Source organism: Shewanella sp. FeAMO, from assembly GCF_053653955.1.
Map to the genome: position 1 here is coordinate 4,610,718 of NZ_CM132201.1, position 13,492 is coordinate 4,624,209.

At 56.2% G+C, this 13,492-nt stretch carries 11 protein-coding genes; 7 read left to right on the forward strand and 4 right to left on the reverse strand.

Annotated elements, in window-relative coordinates; translation table 11 throughout:
- Positions 1 to 17 precede the first annotated feature (17 nt).
- Genes ACWAU4_RS20615 through ACWAU4_RS20630 form a run of 4 tightly spaced genes read left to right on the forward strand, consistent with a single transcriptional unit; the run spans position 18 to position 4,407 of the window.
- Positions 18 to 1,070, forward strand: a complete 1,053-nt coding sequence (locus ACWAU4_RS20615) for an XdhC family protein (RefSeq protein WP_208125235.1) — start codon at positions 18 to 20, stop codon at positions 1,068 to 1,070.
- Positions 1,067 to 1,711: an NTP transferase domain-containing protein gene (locus tag ACWAU4_RS20620; RefSeq protein ID WP_208125236.1), complete on the forward strand. Its 645-nt coding sequence runs from the start codon at positions 1,067 to 1,069 to the stop codon at positions 1,709 to 1,711. The genes ACWAU4_RS20615 and ACWAU4_RS20620 overlap by 4 nt, the downstream gene beginning before the upstream one ends.
- A 3-nt stretch (positions 1,712 to 1,714) precedes the next feature.
- Positions 1,715 to 2,170, forward strand: coding sequence for a (2Fe-2S)-binding protein (locus ACWAU4_RS20625; RefSeq protein WP_025010785.1), 456 nt, complete (start codon positions 1,715 to 1,717; stop codon positions 2,168 to 2,170).
- Complete coding sequence (locus ACWAU4_RS20630) at positions 2,167 to 4,407, forward strand: xanthine dehydrogenase family protein molybdopterin-binding subunit (RefSeq protein WP_208125237.1); 2,241 nt, start codon at positions 2,167 to 2,169, stop codon at positions 4,405 to 4,407. Before ACWAU4_RS20625 ends, ACWAU4_RS20630 begins: the two co-directional genes overlap by 4 nt.
- Before the next feature lie 34 nt (positions 4,408 to 4,441).
- Here the strand turns inward: ACWAU4_RS20630 and ACWAU4_RS20635 are convergent, their stop codons facing one another.
- Positions 4,442 to 5,314, reverse strand: coding sequence for a LysR family transcriptional regulator (locus ACWAU4_RS20635; protein WP_025010784.1), 873 nt, complete (start codon positions 5,312 to 5,314; stop codon positions 4,442 to 4,444).
- Positions 5,315 to 5,425: 111 nt separating this feature from the next.
- On the opposite strand from ACWAU4_RS20635, the gene ACWAU4_RS20640 reads away from it, so the two are divergent.
- Positions 5,426 to 6,826 (forward strand): MATE family efflux transporter, encoded by a 1,401-nt coding sequence (locus ACWAU4_RS20640; RefSeq protein ID WP_208125238.1) that lies wholly within the window; start codon positions 5,426 to 5,428, stop codon positions 6,824 to 6,826.
- 70 nt (positions 6,827 to 6,896) lie between these two features.
- On the opposite strand, the gene typA is transcribed toward ACWAU4_RS20640, so the two are convergent.
- Positions 6,897 to 8,708: a translational GTPase TypA gene (gene typA / locus ACWAU4_RS20645; protein ID WP_025889914.1), complete on the reverse strand. Its 1,812-nt coding sequence runs from the start codon at positions 8,706 to 8,708 to the stop codon at positions 6,897 to 6,899.
- A gap of 457 nt (positions 8,709 to 9,165) precedes the next feature.
- Here typA and glnA point away from each other — a divergent pair, with 457 nt between their 5' ends.
- Positions 9,166 to 10,575 (forward strand): glutamate--ammonia ligase, encoded by a 1,410-nt coding sequence (glnA, locus tag ACWAU4_RS20650; RefSeq protein ID WP_028780041.1) that lies wholly within the window; start codon positions 9,166 to 9,168, stop codon positions 10,573 to 10,575.
- A gap of 104 nt (positions 10,576 to 10,679) precedes the next feature.
- Here glnA and ACWAU4_RS20655 read toward each other — a convergent pair whose 3' ends face one another.
- A complete protein-coding gene (locus ACWAU4_RS20655) occupies positions 10,680 to 11,177 on the reverse strand; it encodes a hypothetical protein (protein WP_208125239.1) in 498 nt (165 codons plus the stop codon).
- A 9-nt stretch (positions 11,178 to 11,186) separates the two neighbouring features.
- Complete coding sequence (locus ACWAU4_RS20660) at positions 11,187 to 12,110, reverse strand: C-GCAxxG-C-C family (seleno)protein (RefSeq protein ID WP_025010779.1); 924 nt, start codon at positions 12,108 to 12,110, stop codon at positions 11,187 to 11,189.
- A gap of 236 nt (positions 12,111 to 12,346) precedes the next feature.
- On the opposite strand from ACWAU4_RS20660, the gene ACWAU4_RS20665 reads away from it, so the two are divergent.
- Positions 12,347 to 13,393 (forward strand): toxin-antitoxin system YwqK family antitoxin, encoded by a 1,047-nt coding sequence (locus tag ACWAU4_RS20665; protein WP_208125240.1) that lies wholly within the window; start codon positions 12,347 to 12,349, stop codon positions 13,391 to 13,393.
- Positions 13,394 to 13,492: the final 99 nt, after the last annotated feature.

A 13,492-nucleotide genomic window follows, 5' to 3' on the forward strand; every position in this document is an offset into this window, starting at 1 on the left:
AAAAGCACGGGAAGTTTATGGCGCACCATCTGCAAACCTTGCTGCAACAATGGGCTCTCAGCGCAGACGAGCCCTGGGTGCTGGCACTGATCACCTCGGTACAAGGCTCTTCTTATCGCAAACCCGGAGCCATGATGCTGTTTCATCCCCTGGGCCAGAGCCTGGGGATCCTCAGCGGCGGCTGTTTGGAGGCCGATCTGCGCCATCAGGCACACAAGTCCCTGACGGAACAAAGGGTGGTGGAGGTCTGTTATGACGCCCGCGACGATCAGGACGCCAGTTACCAACTGGGTTGTGGCGGCTTGGTGAACATCTGCCTGCTGCCTCTGGGGCGGGAGAATCATTTTCTGGCACTCGATGAGTTGCGCCAGGCTCTGAATGCCGGTCAATCCGGCTTCTGGCAGTTGCTGATGCCAAAAGCCGGTGAAGCGCCCGCAGCCCTTGAGGCGCGCTTTTTACCCCAAGGTTCCCCCTCAACCGATGCTGAGCCTCTGCCTTTCCCCGCCAATGACTTTCGCCGCACCGGGATTTGGAGCCCAGAGACTGGGCAGAATGGGCAACAGAGCTGGTTAACCGTACCCGTGGGCCCCAAACCTGCGCTTGCGATTTTCGGCGGCGGTCTGGATGCCAAGCCGCTGGCACAGATGGCTTTGCAACTGGACTGGCAGGTGAGCGTCGTCGACCCCAGAGCCGCCTACGCCCGCAGCCATGACTTTGCCGGTTGCGACATAATCAAGCTCGGCGCCGACGAGCTGGATGCCGATTGGCTCAAGCGTCAGGATGGTGCCATAGTGATGTACCACAATGTCGAGCTCGACAGCGCCATTCTCAAACGGCTGCAAGTAAGCTGCCCACGCTATCTGGCGCTATTGGGGCCAACTCACAGGCGCGATAAGGTACTCAAACATGCCGCTCTTGGGCTGGCAGACTTTGCCGTGCCACTGGCGGCGCCCGCCGGACTGGCACTCGGCGGCGAACTCCCGGGGGCCATCGCCCTCAGCATTTTGGCCCAGTGCCACGGTGTTTTGTTTGATGCGCCCATGACTGGGCTTGAGGGCCTGATGCCATGAGGCTATTGCCTGTGTTACTGGCCGCCGGAGCATCAAGCCGCTTCGCCGCCGATGACTCAGTGCCCGGCCACGCCAAACTGGCGGCACAGGACAGCCATGGCACGCCGCTGCTGCGTCTCAGTTGGCAAGCGCTGGAGCAGATGCGCGCTCAGGCAAGCCAGAAGTACCCCAAGCTTGAGCTGCTGCCGCTGCTGACCATACTCGGCGGCCACAAGGAGCAACTGCAAGCGCTGTTGCCGCCCCATGCGAGCTGCTGTTTCAACCCTCTCTGGCAACAGGGGCTGGGGCACTCCATCGCTCTGGCCGCGGAGCAAGCCAAGGCCTGCTCCGCCGATGCCCTGCTACTGGCGCTGGCCGATCAGGTTGCGCTCACTAGCGCCGATTACCTTGAATTACTCGACTGTTGGCTGGGCAGCCAACTCAGCAGCAGCGCCTTTTACCGGGACGCCCCCGGCGCGCCTGCTATCTTTAATGCCACAGACTTCAACGCCCTTTGCCAACTGCAGGGTGACCGAGGGGCCAAGGCCCTGCTGACCGAGAAATTACAACAACAACGACTGGGCCGGATAGTGCTGCACCGCGCCGCCATAGACATAGACACGGGCGCAGATCTCAGACGCCTCAACCAGCACAAGGAGTGAACAATGTCGCAACTCAAAATCAATGGCAGACTGTTTTCGGTCGAGGCCGATCCCAATATGCCCTTGCTATGGGCCCTCAGGGATCTCCTGGGACTAACAGGCACCAAATTCGGCTGTGGCGCCGGACTCTGCGGTGCCTGCACCATACATCTGGACGGTAAGCCCGCCAGAGCCTGCCTCACCAGTCTCAAAAGTGCCGAGGGCAAGAACATCACCACCATAGAAGGCCTGGATAATCCGGCGCTGAAAGCCGCCTGGAGCAAACACAAGGTTCCCCAGTGCGGTTACTGTCAGACAGGGCAACTCATGTCTGCCGCGGCGCTCTTGAGTGAAACGCCCAACCCCAGTGACCAACAGATAGACGATGCCATGTCCGGCAATATCTGCCGCTGCGGCACCTATACCCGGATCCGCAGCGCCATCAAGGATGTCGCCGTCAAAGGGGGGCAGAGCTCATGAGCCGGTTTACCGCAGTGGAAAACTTCAGCCGTCGTGATGTACTGAAACTCTTTGGCGCCAGTGGCGGTGCCTTGATGCTGGGCAGCAGCGCCCTGGGCTGGAGCCCCATGAGCCTGGCGCAGGACAAGCTGCAACCTCTGAATCTGTTTATCGCCGTCGGTGAAGACGACAAGGTCTATCTCACCTGCCATCGCTCGGAAATGGGTCAGGGCATACGAACAGGCATTCCTCAGGTGCTGGCCGACGAACTGGAAGCCGACTGGGACAAAGTCGTGGTGGTGCAGGGCCTGGCCGACAAGCGTTACGGCAGCCAGAATACAGATGGCAGTCGCAGCATACGTAAACACTACGACAGAATGCGGCAGATGGGTGCCATGGCGCGCACCATGTTGGAACAGGCTGCCGCCGAACATTGGCAAGTGCCGATCGCAGAAGTCAGCGCCAAGGCTCACAGAGTGACTCACAAGGCGTCCGGCCGCTCCCTGAGCTATGGCGAACTGGCACTGGCGGCGTCCAAGCTGCCGCTTCCGGATGAGAGCCAACTCAGGCTCAAACCCAGAGAAGAATTCACCCAGATAGGTCAGTCACGCACCATAGTGGATATGGATGCCATGTTGGATGGCAGCGCCATCTATGGCCAGGATATACGTCTGGAAGGCATGCTCTATGCTGCGATTGCCCGGCCGCCTGTGCTCGGCAGCCAAGCGGCGAGTGTCGATGATAAAAAGGCCCGCGCCTTCCCCGGTGTGGTGGATATTATCAGCCTGCCCGCTCCCAAAGGGGCACCGGCCTTCCAGCCGCTTGGCGGTGTGGCTGTGCTGGCCAACAACAGCTGGAGCGCCCTTGAAGGCCGCAAGGCACTGACGATCCAGTGGCAGCAAAGCCCCAACGACAAGCACGACTCCCAGGCGTTTCTCGCCACCCTGAAACAGCGAGTACAGCAGAGTGGCAAGGTCAGGCGTGAGCTGGGCCAGCCTCCCGCAAGCTGGCCAAAAGAGCGCACGCTCAGCGCCGATTACACTGTGCCCTATCTGGCTCACGCCATGATGGAGCCACCGGCAGCCACCGCCAGAGTCAGCAAGGATGGCTGTGAAATCTGGGCCTGCAGCCAAACTCCCCAGAGTACCCAGCAGAATGTGGCGGCCGCTTTGGGGCTGAAGGAGGAGCAGGTCAAGGTACATGTCACCCTGCTGGGTGGCGGCTTTGGCCGTAAGTCCAAGCCGGACTTCAGCGTCGAAGCGGCGCTGCTTTCCAAACGCAGCGGCAAGCCGGTGAAGGTGTTCTGGAGCCGGGAAGATGAGCTGCAAAACGGCTATCTGCACGCCATCAGCGCCCAGCATTATCAGGCGCTGCTCAGTGATGATGGCAAGGTGGAGGCTCTGTTGTCGCGCACCGCCTTCCCTTCCATCAGTTCCACCTTTGCCGAAGGCGTGGATGAACCCTCGGACGGCGAACTGGATTTGGGCTTTATCGACTTGCCGTTTCAGTTGCCGTCGCTGCGCTGCGAAACCGCCAAGGCCGAGGCTCACACCCGCATAGGCTGGCTGCGCTCTGTATGCAACATTCAGCATGCCTTCGGCATCGGCAGTTTTGTCGACGAACTGGCGCTGCGCACTGGCCAGAGTTGCCCGGCCATGTGGCGGCAACTTTTGGGGCAACCCAGAGTGGAGAACTTTGCCGATCAGGGCTTTAAATACGGTAACTATGGCGAAGAACTCAGTCGTCATCCTGTGGATGTCGCGCGTTATCTGACGGTCATCGACGCCGCCGAAAAACGTATGGCGCAATCACCGGCCAAGGCGGGCGAAGGCTGGGGCTTTGCGGTGCACCGCAGCTTTGTCAGCTATGTGGCGGTCGCCATCAAGGTCAAACTGGATGGTGAGCGTTTGCAGGTGTTGCAGGCCATCTCAGTGCTGGATGCCGGCACTGTGGTTAACCCTGACAGAGTGCATTCGCAGCTGGAAGGCGCGGTCATCTTCGGCCTCAGCCTGGCGATGCTGGGCGAAATCAGCTTCAAGGATGGCAAGGTGCAACAGTCGAACTTCCACGACTATCAACTGCTGCGGTTGCCGCAATGCCCTGAGATAGAAACACAAATCATCGCCTCGACCGAGGTACCCGGCGGTGTGGGCGAACCCGGAGTGCCACCGGTAGCACCGGCACTGACCAACGCCATAGTAGCCGCCGGCGGCAAGCGCTACCGGGATCTGCCACTGAAGCAGTATCTGCAGCTTTGATTGGTCGATAAAGTGTCGGGGCCATGCTCCGGCACTATTCCCTGGCCAACTGCTGTAGCATCCACTGCATCACAGGGCCAATGCCCTTGTCCCTGCGTCTGACCACGCCTATCTCGACCCACTGATTGTCTGTGATATTGGCGCCGGACAGCCGCACCAGATCCTTGGCATACCACTCGGCCGTCGCCACATGCTCAGGAACCAGGGCCCAACCGACATTTTTGATCACCAGCGCCGTGATGTAGTAATAACTGTCGATATGCCAGTGATTGCTGGACACGGGGCGCGACTGGCTGTCGCCGATGCGGGAGCGGATTACCAGTTGCCGGTGCTGATTGAGCTGGTCGAGTGAAGGCTCGGCAATATTCGCCAGCGGGTGCTCACGACCTACAATAAGCGACTGCTGAAAGTGAGCTATCGAGTTGAACTCCAAGGAATCCAAAAGCTCATCTGTCTGGCGGAACAAGATACCCAGGTCGGCTTTTTTCTCATCGACCCAGCGGGCAATATCATCCTGGGAGCTGTTGATCAGGGTGAGTTTCAAACCCGGGAACTGCTCGGCCACCCGCACGAAGAAACTCTCGAAGCGCTCTATGGGCAGGGCCTCGTCCATGGCAACCGTCAGGGTGGCCTCCTCGCCCGAACTGACCGTCAGGGCTCTGGCGTCCAGGCGCTGGCACTGCCTCAGCACCACCTTGGCCTCCTGATAGATCTGCTCGCCGGCGGCTGTCAGCCTGGGCAACCTGGCGCTGCGGTCAAACAGCTCCAGCCCCAGGTCTATCTCCAGATTGGCCACGGCTGTGCTCACCCGAGATTGCGCCTTGCCAAGCTCTCTGGCGGCGGCCGAAAACGAGCCCTTTTCCACCGCAATCACAAAGGCGCTCAGTTGATCCAGGGTCCAATTCATTCCATCCACCAAAGTATCCGAATAACGGATACAAGCTATCTTTCACCAATCCGAAAAACAAGCATAATCTGCGACCCTGTTTTCCTGCATTCGGTTAAAGGTAGTGCAATTATGAATACCGGAATCTCTCAGCAAACACTGAGTCACAACCAGCTGCGACGCACCTTTTGGCGCTATACCATCCCAGCCATCGCTGCCATGCTGGTCAGTGGCCTGTACCAGATAAGCGCAGGTATTTTTGTCGGCCACTATGTCGGCTTTCAAGGATTGGCCGCCATCAACATGGCCTGGCCGATAGTGTTTATTCTCTCCGGCCTGGGGCTTATGGTGGGCATGGGTGGCGGCAGCCATATCTCCATCGCCCGCGGAGCCGAGCAGCAAACGCAAGCCAATCGAGCCCTGTTGGCCAGTATCTGGCTGATTGTTTTGTTGGCCCTGGTGGCATTTATGGCGCTGCAATGGCTGAGTGAACCACTGTTAAAGCTGCAGGGTGCCACTGAAGCGACTCTGCAGCTGGGGCAGGGATATATTGCCGTGTTTCAGTGGGGCGCGGTGATCACCATAGCCTCGACGGCGCTGCCTATGTTGATCCGCAACGATGACAGCCCCAGAGTTGCCACCGCCCTGTTGGTGATGGGGGCGCTTGGAAATATCCTGTTGGATTATCTGTTTGTTGCCGTACTTGGGCTTGGGTTAAACGGCGCGGCTTATGGCACCATCATTGCCCAAACAGCTGTGTGTCTGGGGGCCGGCTATTACCTGTGTTCGAGCCATTCAGGCTTTAAGCCAAGGCTCAAAGATGCGCTACCCAGAGCCGGGGAGTTCGCCCGGATTATCCAACTGGGGGCTTCGGCACTACTGATGTACCTTTACACCAGCTTTATGGTGGCGGCCCATAACCATCAGTTTATGCAGTATGGCACCACCTTGAGCGTCAGTGCCTTTGCCATAGTCGGCTATCTGATGACACTCTACTATCTGTTGGCTGAGGGTATAGCCGAAGGGGTGCAGCCACCTGTGAGCTACTTCCACGGGGCCCGCCAGCCCGGCAATATCATCGCCATAGTCAAGCTGGGCGCCAAGGTCACCCTGCTGTTTGGCCTGAGTTGGCTGGCGCTGCTCAACCTGTTTCCCGAAACCATGATCGGCCTGTTCGCCGACAACAATCCTTTGTTAACCCAGGAAGCCAGAACCGGGATCCGTATCCATCTGGCGGCTATCTGGTTGGAGGGGCTGATAGTGCTGGCAGCCATGTATTTTATGGCGATAGGCAAAGGCGGGATGGCTTTGGCAATCTCCTTGACCAATATGCTGATCCAGTTACCGTTTCTCTATCTATTGCCGCTGTTTTTGGGAGAAACCGGTGTCTGGCTGGCAATGCCGCTGTCCAACCTGCTGCTGGCACTGTTGGTGTTGCCTAGATTCTGGCGCCGTCTGCATGCAAGGTCGCACCTGGCAGATAGAACCCGACAAGCACCGGACGGCACTTTGGCAAAACATCCCGCAGTCTAATGAGATGCCGGGCAAATTGAACGCAGTAAAAAACCCGGTCATGCCGGGTTTTTTACTGTTCGCCTATGGCTTAGCCACGGCTGGCGCGCTTGCGGTCATTTTCAGTCAGATGACGCTTACGCACACGGATGCTCTTGGGCGTGACTTCAACCAGTTCATCATCATCGATGAATTCCAGCGCCTGTTCCAGGGTCATCTGGATATGCGGAGTCAGTACCTGAGCTTCGTCGGTACCAGAGGCACGCATGTTGGTCAGCTGCTTGCCCTTGAGGCAGTTTACTGTCAGGTCGTTGGAGCGGCTGTGGATACCCACTACCTGGCCTTCGTAAACTTCGGCGGCGTGGCCAATCATCAGACGACCGCGATCCTGCAGACCAAACAGCGCGAAGGTCAAAGCCTTACCTGTGGCGTTGGAGATCAATACCCCGTTGCTACGCTGGCCGATATCGCCACCCTTGTAAGGACCATAGTGGTCGAAGGTGTGATACAGCAGACCTGTACCTGAAGTCGCTGTCATAAACTCGGTCTGGAAACCGATCAAGCCACGGCTTGGGATCATGAAGTCAATACGTACACGGCCCTTGCCGTCAGGCTGCATGTCGCGCATGTCGGCCTTACGGGTACCCAGCTTCTCGATGACGCCGCCCTGATGTTCTTCTTCCACGTCCACAGTCAGCTGCTCGTATGGCTCGCACTTCTCGCCGTCGATCTCTTTGATGATCACTTCAGGACGGGAAACCGCCAGCTCATAACCTTCACGACGCATGTTTTCGATCAGGATAGACAGGTGCAGTTCACCACGGCCGGATACGCGGAAACGATCCGGACTCTCGGTTTCTTCCACACGCAGAGCCACGTTGTGTACCAGTTCCTGTTGCAGACGCTCAAGGATGTTACGTGAAGTCACGTATTTACCTTCTTTACCCGCGAAAGGAGAGGTGTTGACCTGGAAGGTCATAGTCATGGTTGGTTCATCAACAGAAAGAGGTGGCAATGCTTCGGCATGACCAACAGCACAGATGGTGTCGGAGATCTTCAGCTCGCCCAGACCTGTGATAGCAACGATATCACCGGCATTGGCACTGTCCACTTCGTGGCGTTCCAGGCCCATGTAGCCCAGCACCTGACCGATTTTACCGTTACGGCTCTTGCCGTCGGCACCGACAATAGTGACCTGTTGGTTGGTCTTGACGCTACCACGCTTGATACGACCCACACCGATAACCCCTACATAGCTGTTGTAGTCCAGCTGAGAGATCTGCATCTGGAATGCGCCTTCGGCGTCGGCATCCGGTGGAGATACTTTTTCAACGATAGTTTGGAACAGTGGGGTCATATCTTCACTGTTGTCCTGAGGATCCAGGCTGGCAAAACCGTTCAGTGCAGAGGCATAAACCACTGGGAAGTCCAGCTGCTCGTCGGTGGCCCCCAGGTTGTCAAACAGGTCAAATACCTGATCGATAACCCAATCAGGGCGGGCACCCGGACGGTCAATCTTGTTGATCACCACAATAGGCTTAAGACCTTGGGCGAATGCCTTCTTGGTCACGAAGCGAGTCTGTGGCATTGGGCCGTCCTGCGCATCAACCAGCAGCAGTACAGAGTCAACCATAGACAGAACCCGTTCTACTTCGCCACCGAAGTCGGCGTGTCCTGGGGTATCTACAATGTTAATCCGATAGTCGTTCCACTTAATGGCGGTGTTTTTCGCCAGAATAGTGATCCCACGTTCTTTCTCCAGATCGTTGGAGTCCATCACCCGCTCGGTGGCTTCTCCGCGGGTTGCCAGGGTTCCTGACTGTGCCAACAGCTTGTCTACCAGGGTAGTCTTACCGTGGTCAACGTGCGCTATGATGGCGATGTTACGTAAATTCTCTAACACAGTTTTGCCTCTTACGATCTCTGTTCTGTGGGATGCAGCAATATAAATTGAATGGTACAACCGCTTTATGACTGCTTGGCGATTGCCTTCCAGGCCTTATAAAACCTGGGCTGCCATCGTGTCGGGGAGCACAATTTCCCCGGATGGTTGCTTTAAAAAGCGTGCCATTCTACTCTAGCGAGGGGCTATCGCACAGGATTATTTTTTAGACACCTATGAATATCCGGCTTATTCAGCGCACGCACCATTATGGTGAACGCACCTTTTTGGAACACTCAATGCACCATGATAGTGCAAACCCGCTTGCCTCGCCAGCCCTCGATTTTACCACTCCCTTTATTTTCAACATCTTAGCATCTTGGCATGAGTCTGGCTTAATAGAGACCAACAAGGCGCCAGACGCTACATACTAAGAGTTGACAAAGGGCACCCCCTTTACCCTACCGGAGGCTTGATAATGTCAGTCGAATCAGTTTTACAACAGCTGCAAGAGTTGGAAGTTAAGTTTGTTGATTTACGCTTTACCGATACCAAAGGTAAGGAACAGCATGTATCTATCCCGACTCATCAGGTAGATGCTGATTTCTTTGAAGACGGCAAAATGTTTGATGGTTCATCTATCGCCGGTTGGAAAGGGATCAACGAATCTGACATGGTGCTGATGCCAGATCCAAGCAGCTTTGTACTGGATCCTTTCACCGAAGAAACCACAGCGCTGATCCGCTGCGACATCCTCGAGCCCGGCACCATGCAGGGTTACGACCGTGACCCTCGCTCTATCGCCAAGAAAGCCGAAGAGTACATGCGTTCTACCGGCATCGCCGACACTGTGCTGATCGGTCCTGAGCCAGAGTTCTTCCTGTTTGATGACGTACGTTTTGGTACCGACATGAGCGGCACCTTCGTCAAAATCGATGCCAAAGAAGCGGCCTGGAACTCAGGCACCAGCTATGAAGATGGCAACACAGGTCACCGTCCATTCGTTAAAGGCGGCTACTTCCCGGTTGCGCCTGTGGATTCTTCACAGGATCTGCGTAGTGCCATGTGTCTGGTGCTGGAAGAGATGGGCCAGGTTGTGGAAGCTCACCACCACGAAGTTGCTACCGCGGGTCAGAACGAGATCGCCACTCGCTTCAACACTCTGACCAACAAGGCCGATGAAATCCAGGTACTCAAGTACGTGATTCACAACATGGCTCATGCCTACGGCAAGACAGCCACCTTTATGCCCAAGCCGATAGTCGGCGACAACGGCAGCGGCATGCACGTACACCAGTCACTGGCCAAAGACGGCACCAACCTGTTTGCCGGTGACAAGTACGGCGGCCTGTCTGAAACTGCCCTGTACTATATAGGTGGTATCATCAAGCACGCCCGTGCCCTGAACGCCTTCACCAACCCAAGCACCAACTCCTACAAGCGTTTGGTGCCACACTTTGAAGCCCCTGTGATGCTGGCTTATTCAGCCCGTAACCGCTCGGCTTCTATCCGTATCCCTGTGGTACCAAGTCCTAAGGCTCGCCGTATCGAGACCCGCTTCCCGGATCCTATGGCCAACCCTTATCTGGCCTTCGCAGCACTGCTGATGGCCGGTCTGGACGGTATCCAGAACAAGATCCACCCTGGTGATGCCATGGACAAGGATCTGTACGATCTGCCGGCCGAAGAAGCAGCGGAAATCCCGACTGTGGCCGAATCTCTGGAAGTCGCCCTGGCGGCTCTGGATGCAGACCGTGAGTTCCTGACCCGCGGCGGTGTGTTCAGCGATGACTTTATCGACTCTTACCTCAAGCTGAAACAAGCCGAGGCCGAGCGAGTCAGCCGCACCACTCACCCAGTCGAATTTGAGCTGTACTACAGCCTCTAATTGCCCTGCAATCAACCGATGAGTCAAGCCATCGGATAACAAGAAAAGCGCCCCGGGAGCAATCCCGGGGCGCTACTATTTTAAGGCTATAAAACTCAAATCACTCAGGGAGCACCGACAAGCTCAGGAGCACTCTGAGCCTTGGCCCCTGTGAGTATCACCGCCAACTTGAGTTCACCTTCTGTCTGGTTCAACTCCTCAAGCCCTTCTGGAGTAAAGCGATATTGGCCTTCTGTCTCCAGCGCTTCCATGGTGCCACCGCAGGTGTCGACGGTTTCGCTGCATTCGAAACGCACCCCCTTATGCCAAGGCATGGAGAAGGCCGATACCTGCTCTGCCGGCATCTTGAGGTACATCACCAGATAGTTGCTGCCGGCATCCTTGACGGGTTTGCCCTCCGCCGTAGTCAGGTTAAAGGTCAGTGCCTGGCTTTGAGGATCCACGGCGCTCAGTACCACCTTGAGGCTTTCGGCTTCATTAATGGACACAGACTGCTCCGGTTCAGGATCCGGCGGAAGCACAGGGTCATCATCGTCATCCCACCAGTCACAACCCCCCAGGCACAACAGCAAAGACGCTACTATCAAACTCTTATGTTTCATAACAGCCTCCTAGTGACAATCGCTGCAGACCGCACCTTCGTGAACCCCGGTCAAACCGGCGCCGACATCATGGGCGCTGTGGCAGCTCTGACATTCCATCTGTGAATTGACATCGGCACCTATGTAAGTGTCCGGTTCACGTTTGGTGCTGCTGTGACAACCACTACACTCGGCATTGCCTGCTGCCACAATTTCAGCGTCCAGGGCATTGTCCAGCGACTTATTGAGGAAGTCAGTAGTGACATAGGCAATCTCGGCCGTCAGCTGAGCGCAGCGCTCCAATTTCGCCTGATGACTGGAGCCGTACTTGCTCGCTTTCGACCAGTGGGTCACCGAGGTGTGACAGAGAATGGAATTGGCAACCGACTGGCCTATCTTATCTGCGGTCAGTAGCTCACCGGCATTGTCTTTACGGGTCGGTGCGCCAATCGCCTTGAGGAAGGCTTCATCATTTCTCGGCATGGCTGTGTGTTCATAGTAGCGGTACACGGAGCGGATCACCGCAGTGCGGTCGACCCCGCCCAGGACGTTGACCGCCATGGCCGCCGCATTCAAGCAACCACACAGGGTTCCCCAACCTGCGATACCGCCGCCACCATAGGCCGCCAGGTTAGTTGGGATAGCGGCGAATTTACAGGCATCCTCATGCCCTTTGGCCGCCAAGGCCTTCACCAGGGCATCGAAAACCCCATACATGCAACCGCCACGGCCATAACCTTCATAGGCCAGTTTGGCGACTTCCATAGGGTCTAATTTCACATAGGTCAGCAGCTTGGTGCCCAGATCGCTGCCCCCTTCACTGCCGATCCCTATGCTGGTATCTCCGGGACAAGACTCTGCGGCCAGAGCTGTGGTCGCGATCAGCGAACTCCCTGCTGCCACACCAACCAAACCTACAATCTGGCCCATCGCCTGACGTCGATTCACGTTCATACTCATCACCTCTTTTTGCACTTACATATTGCAGAATTGCAAATTAAGTAAAATTAATTCTTTATAATCAATAGCTTGCAAGCAACCCCAGCTTATCCCCTCTCCTGTTGTGCAGATGTGATCCAAGGCGGGTTTCAGTGTTAAAGAGTCAAAAATTCAACAGTTCACCGGCAAGAGGCTTGAGCCAAGCAGCAACGGCAGCGACAATGAGCCTCTTCGTCAAGCAAGGATCTGCTATGAATCTCAAGGTCTTTTTACTCACTCCCCTGTTGCTGGCCGGCTGTCACTCTGAGGGGCAACTGCCAATTCAGGCTGACGAGCTGGAGCAAATCCACTGCCGGGAAGTAAGCGATGACAATAGCGCCCTGGGTTATTACCTCGAAGGCTGCGTTGACGGATACCGAGGTGAACCCTTCAACGGCATTGCCATTTGGGGAGCGCCGGATCGCCCCAGCTATAGTGCGGCCCAGTTCAAGGATGGCCTGCGGGACGGCTACAGCTTCAGCACATCCGCGCCGCCCGAGCGTCTGCTAAGCCAAAGCGCCTGGTATAAAAATGGCAAGTTGCACGGCTGGCAGCTGAACTTTCAATACCAGCAAACCCAATTACGCAGCCGGGAATTGTTTCAAGACGGTGAGCGCCAAGAACTCTGGCTCTACGACAACCAAGGCCAACTCGACAGTTTCAAGCGTTTCGACCAGGGTAAAGTGGTTGAATCCATCTCCTACAAACAGGGACGGGAGCGGATGAAACAGTTCAAGCGGGACGGCGAGAAATTCACCGTCTGGAAAAGCTATTTTCCCGATGGTTCATTAAAGAGCTTCAGTGAACATCTGGATGAAGAAAATCTCAGAAAACTCAAGGAACAAGGCTACTACGCCAACGGCCGACTCAAGTTGGACTACCTGTTCGACCGCCGGCAGCGCACCGCAGTGCAGCACACCTTCTGGCGCAATGGCCAGCGCCAGTCCGAGCAACATTATGGTTTCTTTCCCTCAATAGCCGCCGACGGCATCTGGCTCAGTTATTGTGAGACCAATGGCGCCTTGAGCAAACGTACTCCGTTCCGCCGAGGCGCCAAGCAGGGTGAGGAGCAACTCTTTCACTGCAATGGCCAGTTGCAGGTGAGCAAACGTTTCGACCAGGACAAGCTCATACCACAGACCCTGAACTACTTTGATGAGCAGGGGCGCAACTATCTGCAGGAAGAGATAGGCACGAACGGCAAGGTACTGCATACCCGGGTCTATGATGAACAGGGTAAACTAACCTACCAAGATTGACATAATATTCAATCAGTTGGACTTATCATCCAAAGATAATAAAGCTCTTTTTCAAATGCGGCTTGCTTATCCAAGCACTGAACTTTAAAATATCTTCAC